We start from the raw sequence: 15648 nt of genomic DNA, 5'->3' as shown, positions 1-15648 counted from the left end.
TCGATATCGATTCTGTTCCTAGACTGCCCGCACCCCACATCCAAGAGACAAGGTCGGCGCCCGGTGATTCATGGCGAGATCCATCAGAACGTGCGGCAGTACATCAATGGCCGCTGGGAGACCAGCGCGACCACCGGTGTGAGCGCCAATCCATCGGACACCAGCGAGGTGGTTGCCGAGTACGCACGTGCCGACCGCCGCCAGGTCGAGACCGCCATCCGCGCCGCCACCGAAGCCTTTCCGCACTGGAGCCACAGCACGCCGCAGCGGCGCGCCGACGTGCTCGACCGCATCGGCGCCGAGCTGCTGGCACGCAAGGACGAGCTGGGCCTGCTGCTGGCGCGCGAGGTCGGCAAGACGCTGCCCGAAGCCGTGGCCGAGGCGGCGCGCGCGGGCCAGATCTTCAAGTTCTTCGCCGGCGAAGCCTTGCGCGGCGGCGGTGGCGAGAACGTGGCCTCGGTGCGCGCGGGCGTGCAGGTCGACGTGACGCGCGAGCCCGTCGGCGTGGTGGGCCTCATCACGCCGTGGAACACGCCCTTCGCGGTGCCGGCGTCGAAGATCGCGGCAGCGCTCGCGCATGGCAACAGCGTGGTCTTCAAGCCGGCCGAGCTGGTGCCGGCCTGCGGCTGGGCGCTCACCGACATCATCAGCCGCGCGGCCTTGCCTGCCGGCGTGTTCAACCTCGTGATGGGCAGCGGGCGCGAAGCGGGGCAGGCGCTGGTCGACAGCGCGCTGGTCGATGCGCTGAGCTTCACCGGCTCGGCCGCCAACGGCGAGCGCATCCTGCAGGCCGCCACCGCGCGGCGCGCCAAGGTGCAGCTGGAGATGGGCGGCAAGAACGCGCTGGTGGTGCTGGCCGATGCCGACCTCGACCGCGCCGTCGATTGCGCGGTGCAGGGCGCCTACTTTTCGAACGGCCAGCGCTGCACCGCGTCGAGCCGGCTCATCGTCGAGGCCGCCGTGCACGACGCCTTCGTCGCCAAACTTCGCCAGCGCCTGAAGACGCTGAAGATCGGCCATGCGCTGGAGCGCGGCGTCGACATCGGTCCGGTGGCCGACGAAGAACGGCTGGCGCAGAACCTCGCCTGGGTCGGGATCGCGCGCGAAGAAGGCGCCGAGCATGTGTGGGGCGGCGAAGCGCTGCAGCGCGCCACCACCGGGCACTACATGAGCCCCGCGCTCTTTCTCGCCAAGCCCGGGCACCGCATCGCGCGCGAGGAAATCTTCGGCCCGCTGGCCTGCGTGCTGCGCGCCGACGACTACGACGAAGCGCTGGCGCTGTGCAACGACACGCCCTTCGGCCTGTGCGCGGGCCTGTGCACCAACTCGCTGAAGCACGCGATGCATTTCAGGCGGCATGCCGTGGTCGGCATGACGATGGTCAATCTGCCGACCGCGGGGGTGGACTTCCACGTGCCCTTCGGCGGCCGCAAGGGGTCGGGCTACGGGCCGCGCGAACAAGGGCGCCACGCCGCGGAGTTCTACACGACGGTGAAGACCGGCTACATGCTGGCCTGACCGGACGGGGTTTCGTTCACCACACCAACAGCAAAGTCCTCGTGACATCAAGAAGGAGACATCCCATGACCATGAATCGTCGCACCCTTAACACCGCGCTCGCCGCCGCAGCCCTGGGCAGCATGCTGCCCGTGTCCGTCTTCGCGCAGAAGAAGCTCGTGCTGGGCTTTGCGCAGGTGGGCGCCGAGAGCGAATGGCGCACCGCCAACACCGAGTCGATCAAGTCGTCGGCCAAGGACGCCGGCATCGAGCTGAAGTTCTCCGACGCGCAGCAGAAGCAGGAAAACCAGATCAAGGCCATCCGCTCCTACATTGCGCAGAAGGTCGATGTGATCGCCTTCTCGCCCGTGGTCGAGTCGGGCTGGGAGACGGTGCTGCGCGAAGCCAAGGCCGCCAAGATCCCGGTCGTGCTGACCGACCGCTCCGTCAACACCAAGGACGACTCGCTCTACGTGACCTTCATGGGCTCCGACTTCATCGAGGAAGGCCGCAAGGCCGGCCGCTGGCTGGTCGAGAAGATGAAGGACCAGAAGGGCGACGTGAACATCGTCGAGCTGCAGGGCACCGTGGGCTCGGCCCCGGCCATCGACCGCAAGAAGGGCTTCGAGGAAATCATCAAGGCCGACCCGAAGTTCAAGATCATCCGCTCGCAGACCGGCGACTTCACGCGGGCCAAGGGCAAGGAGGTGATGGAAGCCTTCCTGAAGGCCGAGGGCAAGAAGATCAACGTGCTCTTCGCGCACAACGACGACATGGCCATCGGCGCCATCCAGGCGATCGAAGAGGCGGGCCTGAAGCCCGCGAAGGACATCACCATCATCTCCATCGACGGGGTGAAGGGCGCCTTCGAAGCCATGATCGCCGGCAAGCTCAACGTGTCGGTCGAATGCAGCCCGCTCCTGGGGCCGCAGCTCATGCAGGCGGTGAAGGACATCAAGGACGGCAAGACGCTGCCCAAGCGCATCGTGACTGTCGAGAGCATCTTCCCCATGGAAGTCGCGGCCAAAGAATTTCCCAATCGCAAGTACTGAGGAGCCCCGTACATGAAACGCAACTTTCTCAAGGCCTCGCTGGTCGGCCTGGCCGTCGTGCTGGTGGGCATCGCGCCGCTGGCCTACGCGCAGGACAAGGGCCTGATCGCCATCTCGATGCCCACCAAGTCGTCGGCGCGCTGGATCGCCGACGGCGCGAACATGGTCAAGTACTTCAAGGACAAGGGCTACAAGACCGACCTGCAGTACGCCGACGACGACATCCCGAACCAGCTCGCGCAGATCGAGAACATGGTGACGAAGGGCTCGAAGGTGCTGGTCATCGCGGCCATCGACGGCACCACGCTCTCGGACGTGCTGCAGAAGGCGGCCGACAAGGGCGTGAAGGTCATCGCGTACGACCGGCTCATCAAGGGCTCGAAGAACGTCGACTACTACGCCACCTTCGACAACTTCCAGGTCGGCGTGCTGCAGGCGCAGTCGATCGAGAAGGCGCTCGACCTGAAGGGCGGCAAGGGGCCGTTCAACATCGAGCTGTTCGGCGGCTCGCCCGACGACAACAACGCCTTCTTCTTCTACAACGGCGCGATGTCGGTGCTCGACCCCTACATCAAGAGCGGCAAGCTCGTGGTGCGCAGCAAGCAGATGGGCATGGACAAGGTCGGCACGCTGCGCTGGGACGGCGCGGTGGCGCAGGCGCGCATGGACAACCTGCTGTCGGCCTACTACACCAAGGACCGCGTCGATGCGGTGCTGTCGCCTTACGACGGCCTGTCCATCGGCATCCTGTCGTCGCTCAAGGGCGTGGGCTATGGCTCGGCGTCGCAGCCGATGCCCATCGTGTCGGGGCAGGACGCCGAGGTGCCGTCGGTCAAGTCGATCCTGCGCAAGGAGCAGACCTCCACCGTGTTCAAGGACACGCGCGAGCTGGCCAAGGTGACGGTGGCGATGGTCGACGCGATGCTCTCGGGCAAGACACCCGAGGTGAACGACACCAAGACCTACAACAACGGCATCAAGGTCGTGCCCTCCTACCTGCTCAAGCCGGTGAGCGTGGACGCCTCGAACTGGAAGGTGGTGCTGATCGACAGCGGCTACTACAAGGAAAGCCAGGTCAAGTGAGCGTTGCCATGGGAGCGGAAGACAACAAAGAAGGCGGCAGCGACAACGGTGGTGGCAAGGCGCGCACGATCCTGGAGATGCGCGGCATCACCAAGACGTTTCCCGGGGTGAAAGCCCTGAGCAACGTCAACCTGGCGGTGCGCGCGGGCGAGATCCACGCGGTGGTCGGCGAGAACGGCGCGGGCAAGTCGACGCTCATGAAGGTGCTGAGCGGCGTCTACCCGTGCGACTCGTACACCGGCGACATCCACTTCGAGGGCGAGGTGCGCCGCTTCAAGGGCATCGCCGACAGCGAGAAGCTCGGCATCATCATCATCCACCAGGAGCTGGCGCTGGTGCCGCTGCTGTCGATTGCAGAGAACATCTTTTTGGGCAACGAGATCGCCAGCGGCGGCGTGATCGACTGGTTTGCCGCCTATGCGAAAACCCGCGAGCTGCTTGCCAAGGTGGGCCTGAAAGAGCCGCCCACCACGCTGGTGACCGACCTGGGCGTGGGCAAGCAGCAGCTGGTCGAAATTGCCAAGGCGCTGGCGAAAGAGGTGAAGCTCTTGATCCTCGACGAGCCCACCGCCAGCCTCAACGAGAACGACAGCGACGCATTGCTGATGCTGCTGATCGAACTGCGGCGCCAGGGCATTGCGTCGATCCTCATCTCGCACAAGCTCAACGAGATCGCCAAGGTGGCCGATTCGGTCACCGTGCTGCGCGACGGCGCCACCGTCGAGACCATGGACTGCCGCACGCAGCCCATCAGCGAGGACCGCATCATCCGCGGCATGGTCGGACGCGACATGGAGCACCGCTACCCGCAGCGCACCCCGAAGATCGGCGAGATGGTGTTCGAGGTGCGCGACTGGCACGTGCACCACGCACTGCATGCCGACCGCGAACAGATCAAGGGCGTGAGCCTGAACGTGCGCCAGGGCGAGATCGTCGGCATTGCCGGCCTCATGGGCGCGGGCCGCACCGAACTGGCAATGAGCGTGTTCGGCCGCTCCTACGGCCAGCGCATCAGCGGTACGGTGCTGATGCACGGCCAACCGGTGGACGTGAGCACGGTGCGCAAGGCCATCGACCATGGCATCGCCTACGTGACGGAAGACCGCAAGGGCCTGGGGCTGGTGCTGGAGGAGGACATCCGCAAGAACATCAGCCTGGCCAACCTCGATGCGATTGCCGAGCGCATGGTGATCGACAACGGCCGCGAGTTCAAGGTGGCCAACGAGTACCGCAAGGCGCTCAACATCCGCTGCTCGGGCGTCGAGCAGCTGCTGGTCAACCTCTCGGGAGGCAACCAGCAGAAGGTGGTGTTGAGCAAGTGGCTCTTCACCAAACCCGAACTATTGATTCTTGACGAGCCCACGCGCGGCATCGACGTGGGCGCCAAATATGAGATCTACACCATCATCGACCAGCTCGCGAGCGAGGGCAAAGGCATTCTCATGATCTCTTCGGAACTGCCGGAACTGCTCGGCATGTGCGACCGCATCTACGTGATGAACGAGGGCCGCTTCGTGGCCGAGTTCACCGCCGCCGAGGCCTCGCAGGAACGCATCATGCACGCCATCGTGAGCGCAGGGAGCACGGTCCATGTCGCAGCCTGAAGCCAACGCGGTGAAGGCCGCCGTGCCGGTGTCGGAGGGGCAGAAGCTGCACGCGGGGTTCCTCAAGAACAACCTGCGCGAGTACGGCATGCTGATCTCGCTGGTCGCGATCATGGTGCTGTTCCAGGTGCTGACCGACGGCACGCTGCTGCGGCCGCTGAACCTCACCAACCTGCTGCTGCAGAACAGCTACGTGGTCATCATGGCGCTGGGCATGCTGCTGGTGATCGTGGCGGGCCACATCGACCTGTCGGTGGGCTCGGTCTGCGGCTTCATCGGCGCGCTGGCGGCGGTGCTGATGGTCGAGTACGAATGGCACTTCGTGCCGACGGCCATCGTGAGCATCGCGGCGGGTGCGCTCATCGGCGCGGCGCAGGGCTGGTTCGTGGCGTTCCGAAAGATCCCGTCTTTCATCGTCACGCTGGCGGGCATGCTGGTGTTCAAGGGGCTCACGCTGGCCTTGCTGGCGGGCCAGTCGGTGGGGCCGTTTCCGGTCGAGTTCCAGCGGCTCAGCTCGGGTTTCATTCCCGATCCGCTGGGTGGCGAGGCACTGCGCACCACTTCGCTGGTCGTCGGCGCGCTGGCCGCGGCGGCGCTGGTGTTCTTCAAGCTGCGCGGCCGCGCCAAGCTGGCGGCGCACGGCATGGAGACAGAGCCCTATGCCTTCTTCCTCGTGAAGAACCTGTTCTTTGCCGCGGTCATCCTGTTCTTCAGCTACCTGCTGTCGACCTACAAGGGCCTGCCCAATGTGCTGATCGTGATGGCGGTGCTGATCGTGGTGTACGACTTCGTCACCAACCGCACCACCATCGGCCGGCGCATCTATGCGCTGGGCGGCAACGAGAAGGCGGCGCGGCTGTCGGGCGTGAAGACGCAGCGGCTGGCCTTCCTCACCTTCGTGAACATGGGGGCGCTGGCCGCGTTGGCCGGCCTCGTGTTCGCGGCACGGCTCAACACCGCGACACCGAAGGCGGGCCTGGGTTTCGAGCTGGACGTGATCGCCGCCTGCTTCATCGGCGGTGCCTCGGCCTCGGGTGGCGTGGGCCGCGTGATGGGTGCGGTGATCGGCGCCTTCATCATGGGCGTGATGAACAACGGCATGTCGATCCTGGGCATCGGCATCGACTACCAGCAGGTCATCAAGGGGCTGGTGCTGCTGGCGGCGGTGTTCATCGACGTCTACAACAAGAACAAGTGATGGCTGTCGCGCATGGCTGACGACACTCTTTCGCCCGTCCTGGAGCTCAAGGGCATCCACAAGCAGTTCGGCGGCATCCCGGTGCTGAACGACGTGCAGCTGAAGCTGTACCCCGGCGAGATCCATGCGCTGATGGGGCAGAACGGCGCGGGCAAGTCGACGCTCATCAAGGTGCTGACGGGCGTGCTGCCGTCGAGCGGCGGCGAAATGTTTCTCGACGGCCAGGCCATTCGCCCCGGCTCGCCGCTGGAGGCGCAGAAGCTGGGCATCAGCACGGTCTACCAGGAGGTGAACCTGTGCCCGAACCTCTCGGTGGCCGAGAACGTGTTTGCCGGGCGCTATCCGCGCTGCGGCGTGGCGCAGGGTTTTCGCATCGACTGGGCCGAGGTGAACCGTCGCGCCGCCGAGCTGCTGGCGCGCATCGGGCTGGACATCGACGTGACGCGGCTGCTGTCGAGCTACTCGGTGGCGGTGCAGCAGATGGTGGCGATCGCGCGCGCGCTCGGTGTGTCGTCGAAAGTGCTGATCCTTGACGAACCGACATCGAGCCTCGATGACGACGAGGTGGAAAAGCTGTTCGAGGTGCTCCGGCGTTTGCGCGGCGAGGGGCTGGCCATCGTCTTCGTGACGCACTTTCTCAATCAGATGTACGCGGTGTCGGACCGCATCACCGTGCTGCGCAATGGCCAGTGGGTGGGCGAGTGGCGCGCGGCCGATCTCGGGCCGCAGGCGCTGATCGCGGCGATGCTGGGGCGCGAGCTTGCGGCGCAGTCGGCGCGGCCTGCCGCATTGCCGGCTTTCGACGAAGCCGCGCCCGCATTGCTGCAGGCCGATGGGTTGGGGCAGGCGGGGCAGTTGCAGGCGACCGATCTGCGCGTGCGTGCCGGCGAGGTCGTCGGCATCGCGGGGCTGCTGGGTGCGGGGCGCACGGAACTCGCGCGCCTGCTGTTCGGTCTGGAGTCGCCCGACCGGGGCGTGCTCAAGGTGGACGGCCGCACCGTGAGCTTCTCCAACCCGGCGGATGCGATCCGCGAGGGGCTGGCGTTGTGCCCCGAGGAACGCAAGACCGATGGCATCGTGTCGGAGCTGTCGGTGCGCGAGAACATCGCGCTGGCCTTGCAGGCGCGGCTGGGCACGCGGCGGTTTTTGTCGCATGCCGAGCAGACCGAGATGGCCGAGCGCTTCGTCAAGTCGCTCGGCATCAAGACGGCGAGCGTTGAAACGCCCATCGGCCTGCTCTCGGGTGGCAACCAGCAGAAGGCCATGATCGCGCGCTGGCTCGCGACCGAGCCGCGTTTGCTGATCCTCGATGAGCCCACGCGCGGCATCGACGTGGCGGCCAAGCAGGAGATCATGGAAGAGATCCTGCGGCTCGCGAAGGCGGGCATGGCGGTGATCTTCATCTCATCGGAAATGAGCGAGGTGGTGCGCGTGGCGCATCGCATCGTGGTGCTGCGGGACCGGAAGAAGGTGGGCGAGTTGCCGGGTGGCTCGTCCGAGGATGAGGTGTACGAAATGATTGCCGCCGCATGAACACTCGCGACGCGTTGTGTTTCTCCCTCCCCCTCTGGGGGAGGGCAGGGGTGGGGGCTGGCGGCCTTCACTATCGCGCGGCGTTAAAGGCCGCTTGCCCCCATCCCAGCCTTCCCCCAAAGGGGGAAGGAGCAAGGCAGCACACATGAACCGCCTTTCGTCTCTCATGCGCCATCGCCTCGCGTGGCCACTCATCACGCTGCTGCTTCTGCTCGCGGTCAACACCGCATTCAACGCCAGCTTCCTCCACCTCGAATGGCGCGAAGGCCATCTCTACGGCAGCCTGATCGACATCCTCAACCGCGCCGCCCCGCTGGTGCTCGTGTCGCTGGGCATGACGCTGGTGATCGCAACGCGCGGCATCGACATCTCCGTCGGCGCGGTCGTCGCAATCGCCGCAGCGCTCGCGGCATGGATGATCGGCGGCTCGGTCGCGAGCGACGTGAGCCGGTTCCCGATGTGGCTGGCCATCGTCGCCGCCATCGCCATCGCTCTGGTGTGCGGCCTGTGGAACGGCCTGCTGGTTGCCAAGGTGGGCATGCAGCCGATCATCGCGACGCTGATCCTCATGGTCGCGGGGCGTGGCATTGCGCAGCTCATTGCCGACGGGCAGATCATCACGATCTACTACAAGCCCTTCTTCTTCCTCGGCAGCGGCTACCTGCTGGGCTTGCCGTTCTCGCTGTTCATCGTGGCGGCGGTGTTCGTGCTGCTGTACCTCGCGATCACGCGCACGGCGCTCGGTTTGTTCATCCAGGCGGTGGGCATCAACCCGACGGCAGCGCGCGTGGCCGGTGTGCAGGCGCGGCGGCTGGTGGTGGGCGCCTATGCCTTCTGCGGCGCCTGCGCCGGTGTGGCGGGCCTCTTGATCAGCTCCAACGTGAAGAGCGCGGACGGCAACAACGCGGGGCAACTGATCGAGCTCGACGCGATCCTCGCCGTCACGCTGGGCGGCACGGCGCTGACCGGCGGGCGCTTCAGCCTCGTGGGCAGCGTGATCGGCGCGCTCATCATCCAGACGCTGACCTATGCGATCTATTCGCTGGGCGTGCCGCCGGAGATCAACCTCGTGGTGAAGGCGGGCGTGGTGTTCGCGGTGATGCTGCTGCAGTCGCCGGAGTTCAGGGCGCAGGTGCGCACGCTGGTGCAACGGCCGGCGCATGAAGGGGGACGGGCATGAGCGCGGTGATGGACGCGGCACCCTCGCCTCAACCCTCTCCCGCGCGCGGGAGAGGGAGCAGGAAGGGGCTCAACCCGAAGTACCTGCCGCTGGTGGCAACGATCTCGTTGTTCGTGCTGGTCGCCACGCTGGGCTCGGTCTTCTACGACGGCTTCTTCTCGGCGCAGGTGTTCCTCAACCTGCTGATCGACAACGCCTTCCTCATCGTCGTGGCCGTGGGCATGACCTTCGTGATCCTCTCGGGCGGCATCGACCTGTCGGTGGGCTCGGTGATCGCGTTGACCACCATGGTCTCGGCCTCGCTGGTCGAAAACCACGGCTGGAGCCCGGCCATCGTGATTCCGCTGGTGCTGCTCATGGGCACGGCCTTCGGCGCGTTCATGGGTCTGCTCATCGAGCGCTTCCGGCTGCAGCCTTTCATCGTCACGCTGGCGGGCATGTTCCTGGCGCGTGGGCTGTGCTACCTCATCAGCATCGATTCGATCAGCATCACCAACGCGTTCTATTCCGAGGTCTCGCAGATCCGCATTCCGATATGGGGCGAGGCTTCGGTCTCGATCAGCGCGGTGATCGCCGTCGTGGTGCTGCTCGCGGCGGTGTTCATCGCGCACTGCACGCCCTTCGGCCGCGCGGTGTATGCCATTGGCGGCAGCGAGCAGTCGGCGATGCTGATGGGCCTGCCGGTGCGCCGCACGCTGATCGGCGTGTACACGCTGTCGGGCTTCTGCTCGGCGCTGGCGGGCGTGATCTTCACCTTCTACATGCTCTCGGGCTACGGCCTGCACGCGATGGGGCTGGAGCTCGATGCGATTGCGGCGGTGGTCATCGGCGGCACGCTGCTCACAGGCGGCGTGGGCTATGTGGCGGGCACGCTCTTCGGCGTGCTGATGCTCGGGATCATCCAGACGCTGATCTCCTTCGACGGCACGCTCAGCTCGTGGTGGACGCGCATCGTGGTCGGCGCGCTGCTGTTCGTGTTCTGCCTGCTGCAGCGCTTCTTCACTTCGCGCGCACCCCGGCGCTGACTTTCTCTTTTCTTTCCCAGGACACCTCGCATGCCGGACACCCCTCCGAAGAAACTGCGCTCGACCGAATGGTTCGGCTCGGCCGACAAGAACGGCTTCATGTACCGAAGCTGGATGAAGAACCAGGGCATTCCGGACCACGAGTTCGATGGCCGGCCGATCATCGGCATCTGCAACACCTGGTCGGAGCTGACGCCGTGCAACGCGCACTTTCGCAAGATCGCCGAGCACGTCAAGCGCGGCATCTCGGAGGCGGGTGGGTTCCCGGTGGAGTTTCCGGTGTTCTCGAACGGCGAGTCGAATCTGCGGCCCACCGCGATGCTCACGCGCAACCTCGCGAGCATGGACGTGGAAGAAGCCATTCGCGGCAACCCGGTCGATGCGGTGGTGCTGCTCACAGGCTGCGACAAGACCACGCCCGCGCTGCTGATGGGCGCGGCGAGCTGCGACATCCCGGCCATCGTGGTGACGGGTGGGCCGATGCTCAACGGCAAGCTCGACGGCAAGGACATCGGCTCGGGCACGGCCGTGTGGCAACTGCACGAATCGCTGAAGGCGGGCGAGATCAACCTGCACCAGTTCCTTTCGGCCGAGGGCGGAATGTCGCGTTCGGCGGGCACTTGCAACACCATGGGCACGGCCTCGACCATGGCCTGCATGGCCGAGGCGCTAGGCACTTCGCTGCCGCACAACGCGGCGATTCCTGCAGTGGATGCGCGGCGCTACGTGCTCGCGCAGATGTCGGGCATGCGCGCGGTGCAGATGGCAAAGGAAGGGCTCACGCTGTCGAAGATCCTCACGCGCGAGGCCTTCGAGAACGCCATTCGTGTGAACGCGGCCATCGGCGGATCGACCAATGCGGTGATTCACCTGAAGGCGATTGCGGGGCGTATCGGTGTCGAGCTGGAGCTGGAAGACTGGACGCGCATCGGCAGCCACACACCCACCATCGTCGACCTGATGCCCTCGGGCCGCTTCCTGATGGAGGAGTTCTACTACGCCGGTGGGTTGCCCGCCGTGCTGCGCCGCCTCGGCGAGAACGGCCTGCTGCCGCACCCCGGTGCGCTCACCGTCAACGGCCATTCGATCTGGGACAACGTGCGCGAGGCGCCGAGCCTGAACGACGAGGTGATTCGCCCGCTGAACAACCCGCTGATAGCCGATGGCGGCATCCGCATCCTGCGCGGCAATCTTTCGCCGCGCGGCGCGGTGCTCAAGCCCTCGGCCGCAACGCCCGCGCTGCTCAAGCACCGTGGCCGTGCGGTGGTGTTCGAGAACCTGGAGCACTACAAGGAACGCATCGTCGATGAAGACCTCGACATCGATGCCAGCTCGGTGATGGTGCTGAAGAACTGCGGCCCCAAGGGCTATCCCGGCATGGCCGAGGTGGGCAACATGGGGTTGCCGCCGAAGCTGCTGCGCCAGGGCGTGAAAGACATGGTGCGCATCTCGGACGCACGCATGAGCGGCACGGCCTATGGCACGGTGGTGCTGCACGTGGCGCCCGAAGCGGCCGATGGCGGCCCGCTCGCGGCGGTGCGCGATGGCGACTGGATCGAGCTCGATTGCGGTGCGGGGCGGCTGCACCTGGACATCAGCGACGAAGAGCTCGCTTCACGCCTGGCGTCGTTGAGTGCAAGCGATGCGCAGCCCATGAGCACGCGCGGCGGCGGCTACCAGAAGCTGTACGTCAACCACGTGCTGCAGGCCGACGAAGGCTGCGACTTCGACTTTCTCGTCGGCTGCCGCGGTGCGGCCGTTCCCCGCCATTCCCACTGATGATCGATTCACCGAAGCCATGACTCCCAGATACCGCGGCATCTTCCCGGTGGTGCCGACCACCTTCACCGAACAGGGCGCGCTCGATATCGAGAGCCAGAAGCGTTGTGTCGATTTCATGATCGACGCGGGTTCCGATGGGCTGTGCATCCTCGCGAATTTCTCGGAGCAGTTCGTGCTGTCGGACGACGAGCGCGAAGTGCTGACGCGCAGCATCCTCGAACACGTGAAGGGCCGCGTGCCGGTGATCGTGACGACCACGCACTACAGCACCAAGGTCTGCGCCGAACGCAGCCGACGCGCGCAGGACATGGGCGCGGCGATGCTGATGGTGATGCCGCCATATCACGGCGCGACCTTCCGCGTGCCCGAGCCGCAGATCTACGAGTTCTATGCGCGGCTGTCGGACGCGGTGGGCATCCCCATCATGATCCAGGACGCACCGGCCAGCGGCACGGTGCTGTCGGCGCCGTTCCTTGCGCGCATGGCCAGGGAGATCGAGCACGTCGCGTACTTCAAGATCGAAACGCCCGGCGCGGCCGCGAAGCTGCGCGAGCTGATCCGCCTGGGCGGCGATGCCATCGAAGGCCCGTGGGACGGCGAAGAGGCCATCACGCTGATGCCCGACCTCGATGCGGGCGCGACCGGTTCGATGACCGGTGGCGGCTACCCGGACGGCATCCGCCCGATCATCGAGGCGCACCGCGCGGGCGACCGCGACAAGGCCTTCGCGCTCTACCAGCAGTGGCTGCCGCTCATCAACTACGAGAACAGGCAGGCCGGCCTGCTGGCCTGCAAGTCGCTCATGAAGGAGGGCGGCGTGATCGCTTGCGAGGCGCCGCGGCATCCGCTGCCGGCGATGCACCCCGAGACGCGCGCCGGCCTGATCGAGACGGCGAAGCGGCTCGACCCGATGGTGCTGCGCTGGGGCCGCTAGCCTTGCCGGCTTTCTCGACGAAGTAGGGCGCGACGATCTCGCCCAGCCAGTCCATCACGGCCAGCACGCGCGGCGCGAGCTGGCGGCGGTTGGCGTACAGCAGCGACACCGGCATCGGGCGTGCGTCGAACTCCGGCATCACGCGCACGAGCGCGCCCGAGGCGAGGCTCCTCGCCATGCCCGCGACCGGCGCCTGGATCAGGCCCAGGCCGGCCAGCGCGGCCGCCTGGTAGGCCTCGGTGCCATTCACCGTGATGGTGGCGCGCACCGGATGCATCTTGTAGAGGCCGTCGGCGGGGTCCAGGTATTCCCAGCCGGCGTTGGAAGAAAGCGTTTGCGCGAAGTGCACGACGCGGTGCTGCGCAAGGTCGTCCAGCGTGCGGGGCGTGCCATGCGCGCGCAGATAGTCGGGGCTCGCGGCGTTGGCCATCTGCATGGCACCCAGCGGCCGCGCCACCAGGTCCGAGTCGCCGAGCATGCCCACGCGCAGCACGCAGTCGAAGCCCTCGTGCACGAGGTCGACGCGGCGGTCGGTGGTGCTGATGCCGATTTCGAGTGCCGGATGCCGCGCAAGAAATTCGGGCAGGCGCGGAATGACGAGGTCGCGCGCCACCACGTTCGGCAGGTCGATGCGCAGCCGCCCCGTGAGGCCGCTGGCGTGCGTGCGGAACATGGTGGCGAGCTGTTCGCCTTCGGCCAGGTAGTCCTTGCAGCGGTCGAGAAAGCGTTCGCCGTCTTCGGTGAGGCGCACGCTGCGCGTGGTGCGCTGAAGCAGCCGCGTGCCGAGCCGTTCTTCGAGCTGCTGCACGGCCACTGACACCCGTGCGCGGGTCAGGCCGAGCTGGTCGGCGGCGCGGCTGAAGCTCGCGAGTTCGGCCACCCTGGAAAAGATGCGGAGTTCATCGGCGTTCATGATGGCGGATTGTTATTTTTTCAAATAACAGTGTGCAGCGTTTCGCGGGATTTATCTGCATTTCGGTAATTTTTAAAGTCCACCCATCGATTCACCGATCGACCGATCAACCGATCAACCACCGAGGACTTTGAAATGACCGCTTCCAGCACCCCCCAACCCTCCCGCATCGCACTCATCACCGGCGGTGGCCGTGGCCTCGGCCGCAGCGCCGCGCTGGCGCTTGCCGCCGACGGTGCCGACGTGATCCTGACCTACGTGTCGAACGAAGCCAGCGCGCACGCGGTGGTGTCCGAGATCGAAGCCAAGGGGCGCCGCGCCGTCGCGCTGCGGCTCGACGTGGGCGACAGCAAGACCTTTCCCGCGTTCGCGGATTCAGTGAAGGCGGCGCTGGCAGCCACATGGCAGCGCGAGCGCTTCGACTTCCTGGTGAACAACGCGGGCGTGGGGCTGCACGTGAATTTCGAGGACACGACCGAAGCGCAGTTCGACACGCTCTTCAACGTCCACTTCAAGGGCCCGTACTTCCTCACGCAGAAGCTGCTGCCGCTGATCAACGACGGCGGGCGCATCGTCAACCTGTCGTCGGGGCTGACCCGCTTCGCGATGACCGGCGCGTCCGCCTATGCCGCGATGAAGGGCGCGGTGGAAACACTCACGCGCTACCTGGCCAAGGAGCTGGGCGCGCGGGGCATTGCAGTGAACACGATTGCGCCGGGTGCGATCGAAACCGACTTCAGCGGTGGCATGGTGCGCGACAACCCGCAAGTGAACGCGATGGTCGCGGGCTTCACCGCGCTCGGTCGCGCGGGCCGGCCCGACGACGTCGGTGGCGCCATCGCGAGTTTGCTCAGGGAGGGCAATGGCTGGGTCAACGCCCAGCGCATCGAGGTGTCGGGCGGGATGTTCGTCTGAACATCCGGTGCGCGCCCGACGGGCGTTCAGCTCTTCTCGAGCTCGGTGACTTGCAGGGACAGGTCGAACAGCTTGGACTTGCTGGCGTAGTAGCGGTCGAGCCGCCATTCCTTCAGGATGTCCATCGCGAGCTGGAAGCTCTTGTAGTCGAGGTTGTAGAGCGTGATCAGCTCGAAGCTGCGTTCGGATTCGAGCGCCAACACGAGCTGGGCCAGGATCTTGGCCGATTCGTTGGCCGGGTCCGTTTCTATGAATCGGCGAGCGACCTTGATGGCATTCATGGGGGAGGGTTCCTCGGTAGGCAGTGAGCGAGAACTATAGCTAGCACCGTCTCACCTTTTATGACAGTCTTGTGACAATCTAGGCTATCAATGCGGGTTTTCCCTTGGCCGCCGCCCGTTTCGGGGGCAGCGGCTTTTTTTCTCGCGGACCGGCCTGGCGGGCGGCCCCGCCCCTTCAGCGCATGGGCGCGGGGGCCCGGCCCGGCGCCGGCACCATGGTCGTGGTGACCGATTCGCGGATCACGCCGCCGCCCATCACGCTGCCGTCGACCCGGCTGTCGGTGTTGCCCATGCTGCCGAGCACGCGGGCCTCGCAGGCGGAGCGGTCCGATGGCGGTTGCAGGTTGCAGCGGGCCAGCGCATTGGCACGGTAGTCGGGGGCGCTGGTCAGGCCGCCGCGGGCGGCAGCCTGGCGGGCGGCGCCGGCTTCGCGGATGCAGGCGGCACGGTCTTGCTGGTTGTGGCCGCAGACCGCGAGTTCCCGCTGGTAGGTGCTGTCGGATTCCCCGCGCCGCGGCGTGGCCGCCGAGGCGATGGTGGTGGCCGCCAGCCCGCTGATGGCCAGCAGGGCGAAGATCATCGAACGCGCGTTGCTTGTCATGGATGGCTCCTTGAAGTGACGGGTAAAGACCTGGATGTGTTGGACATGCC

Annotated in this window: 13 protein-coding genes and 1 pseudogene; 11 read left to right on the top strand and 3 right to left on the bottom strand. The window is 66.2% G+C overall.

All coding sequences use genetic code 11. The features are described from left to right. Positions 1-63 precede the first annotated feature (63 nt). The 10 genes from ACGLHS_RS17565 (at position 64) to ACGLHS_RS17520 (ending at position 12888) form a co-directional block, all read left to right on the top strand. Positions 64-1518 carry an aldehyde dehydrogenase family protein gene (locus ACGLHS_RS17565; protein ID WP_394481714.1) on the top strand — a complete coding sequence of 485 codons (1455 nt, stop codon included), beginning with the start codon at positions 64-66 and terminating at the stop codon, positions 1516-1518. 65 nt (positions 1519-1583) lie between these two features. Beyond that, the gene (locus ACGLHS_RS17560) at positions 1584-2549 is read left to right on the top strand and encodes an ABC transporter substrate-binding protein (protein WP_093245199.1); all 966 of its coding nucleotides are present in this window, start codon (positions 1584-1586) and stop codon (positions 2547-2549) included. 12 nt (positions 2550-2561) lie between these two features. Then, positions 2562-3632 (top strand): multiple monosaccharide ABC transporter substrate-binding protein, encoded by a 1071-nt coding sequence (gene chvE, locus ACGLHS_RS17555; protein WP_093245202.1) that lies wholly within the window; start codon positions 2562-2564, stop codon positions 3630-3632. 8 nt (positions 3633-3640) lie between these two features. Beyond that, positions 3641-5236 (top strand): multiple monosaccharide ABC transporter ATP-binding protein, encoded by a 1596-nt coding sequence (mmsA, locus tag ACGLHS_RS17550; protein WP_394482484.1) that lies wholly within the window; start codon positions 3641-3643, stop codon positions 5234-5236. Beyond that, on the top strand, positions 5223-6434 hold the full coding sequence (gene mmsB, locus ACGLHS_RS17545; protein ID WP_394481711.1) for a multiple monosaccharide ABC transporter permease: 1212 nt from the start codon (positions 5223-5225) through the stop codon (positions 6432-6434). The genes mmsA and mmsB overlap by 14 nt, the downstream gene beginning before the upstream one ends. A 12-nt stretch (positions 6435-6446) precedes the next feature. Next, positions 6447-7967, top strand: a complete 1521-nt coding sequence (locus ACGLHS_RS17540) for a sugar ABC transporter ATP-binding protein (RefSeq protein ID WP_394481709.1) — start codon at positions 6447-6449, stop codon at positions 7965-7967. 145 nt (positions 7968-8112) lie between these two features. Then, positions 8113-9147 carry an ABC transporter permease gene (locus ACGLHS_RS17535; RefSeq protein WP_394481707.1) on the top strand — a complete coding sequence of 345 codons (1035 nt, stop codon included), beginning with the start codon at positions 8113-8115 and terminating at the stop codon, positions 9145-9147. Next, positions 9144-10172, top strand: coding sequence for a galactofuranose ABC transporter, permease protein YjfF (yjfF, locus tag ACGLHS_RS17530; RefSeq protein ID WP_394481705.1), 1029 nt, complete (start codon positions 9144-9146; stop codon positions 10170-10172). The genes ACGLHS_RS17535 and yjfF overlap by 4 nt, the downstream gene beginning before the upstream one ends. 30 nt (positions 10173-10202) lie before the next feature. Then, the gene (locus tag ACGLHS_RS17525; RefSeq protein WP_394481703.1) at positions 10203-11951 is read left to right on the top strand and encodes an IlvD/Edd family dehydratase; all 1749 of its coding nucleotides are present in this window, start codon (positions 10203-10205) and stop codon (positions 11949-11951) included. A 19-nt stretch (positions 11952-11970) separates the two neighbouring features. Beyond that, entirely contained in the window at positions 11971-12888 is a 918-nt protein-coding gene (locus ACGLHS_RS17520) for a dihydrodipicolinate synthase family protein (RefSeq protein ID WP_394481701.1), read from the top strand. Between the two features lie 49 nt (positions 12889-12937). Here the strand turns inward: ACGLHS_RS17520 and ACGLHS_RS17515 are convergent. Continuing rightward, a pseudogene (locus tag ACGLHS_RS17515) lies at positions 12938-13801 on the bottom strand (LysR family transcriptional regulator); the annotation flags it as partial. Positions 13802-13936: 135 nt separating this feature from the next. Here ACGLHS_RS17515 and ACGLHS_RS17510 point away from each other — a divergent pair. After that, entirely contained in the window at positions 13937-14716 is a 780-nt protein-coding gene (locus tag ACGLHS_RS17510; protein ID WP_394481699.1) for an SDR family NAD(P)-dependent oxidoreductase, read from the top strand. Between the two features lie 26 nt (positions 14717-14742). On the opposite strand, the gene ACGLHS_RS17505 is transcribed toward ACGLHS_RS17510, so the two are convergent. Both ACGLHS_RS17505 and ACGLHS_RS17500 read right to left on the bottom strand, forming a co-directional pair. After that, positions 14743-14997, bottom strand: a complete 255-nt coding sequence (locus ACGLHS_RS17505; RefSeq protein WP_093245227.1) for a hypothetical protein — start codon at positions 14995-14997, stop codon at positions 14743-14745. A gap of 175 nt (positions 14998-15172) precedes the next feature. Beyond that, on the bottom strand, positions 15173-15598 hold the full coding sequence (locus tag ACGLHS_RS17500) for a hypothetical protein (RefSeq protein WP_093245230.1): 426 nt from the start codon (positions 15596-15598) through the stop codon (positions 15173-15175). Positions 15599-15648: the final 50 nt, after the last annotated feature.

This window comes from Variovorax sp. VaC1 (assembly GCF_043658315.1).
Classification (GTDB): Bacteria; Pseudomonadota; Gammaproteobacteria; order Burkholderiales; family Burkholderiaceae_C; genus Variovorax.
The sequence above is the reverse complement of the archived record's forward strand: the minus strand, read 5'-3'. Positions and strand labels throughout refer to the sequence as shown.

Bases quoted from the DNA above. Each gene is read 5' to 3' on its own strand.
- ACGLHS_RS17560 (WP_093245199.1), top strand. From the start codon at position 1,584: ATGACCATGAATCGTCGCACCCTTAACACCGCGCTCGCCGCCGCAGCC.
- chvE (WP_093245202.1), top strand. From the start codon at position 2,562: ATGAAACGCAACTTTCTCAAGGCCTCGCTGGTCGGCCTGGCCGTCGTG.
- mmsA (WP_394482484.1), top strand. From the start codon at position 3,641: ATGGGAGCGGAAGACAACAAAGAAGGCGGCAGCGACAACGGTGGTGGC.
- mmsB (WP_394481711.1), top strand. From the start codon at position 5,223: ATGTCGCAGCCTGAAGCCAACGCGGTGAAGGCCGCCGTGCCGGTGTCG.
- ACGLHS_RS17540 (WP_394481709.1), top strand. From the start codon at position 6,447: ATGGCTGACGACACTCTTTCGCCCGTCCTGGAGCTCAAGGGCATCCAC.
- ACGLHS_RS17535 (WP_394481707.1), top strand. From the start codon at position 8,113: ATGAACCGCCTTTCGTCTCTCATGCGCCATCGCCTCGCGTGGCCACTC.
- yjfF (WP_394481705.1), top strand. From the start codon at position 9,144: ATGAGCGCGGTGATGGACGCGGCACCCTCGCCTCAACCCTCTCCCGCG.
- ACGLHS_RS17525 (WP_394481703.1), top strand. From the start codon at position 10,203: ATGCCGGACACCCCTCCGAAGAAACTGCGCTCGACCGAATGGTTCGGC.
- ACGLHS_RS17520 (WP_394481701.1), top strand. From the start codon at position 11,971: ATGACTCCCAGATACCGCGGCATCTTCCCGGTGGTGCCGACCACCTTC.
- ACGLHS_RS17510 (WP_394481699.1), top strand. From the start codon at position 13,937: ATGACCGCTTCCAGCACCCCCCAACCCTCCCGCATCGCACTCATCACC.
- ACGLHS_RS17505 (WP_093245227.1), bottom strand. From the start codon at position 14,997: ATGAATGCCATCAAGGTCGCTCGCCGATTCATAGAAACGGACCCGGCC.
- ACGLHS_RS17500 (WP_093245230.1), bottom strand. From the start codon at position 15,598: ATGACAAGCAACGCGCGTTCGATGATCTTCGCCCTGCTGGCCATCAGC.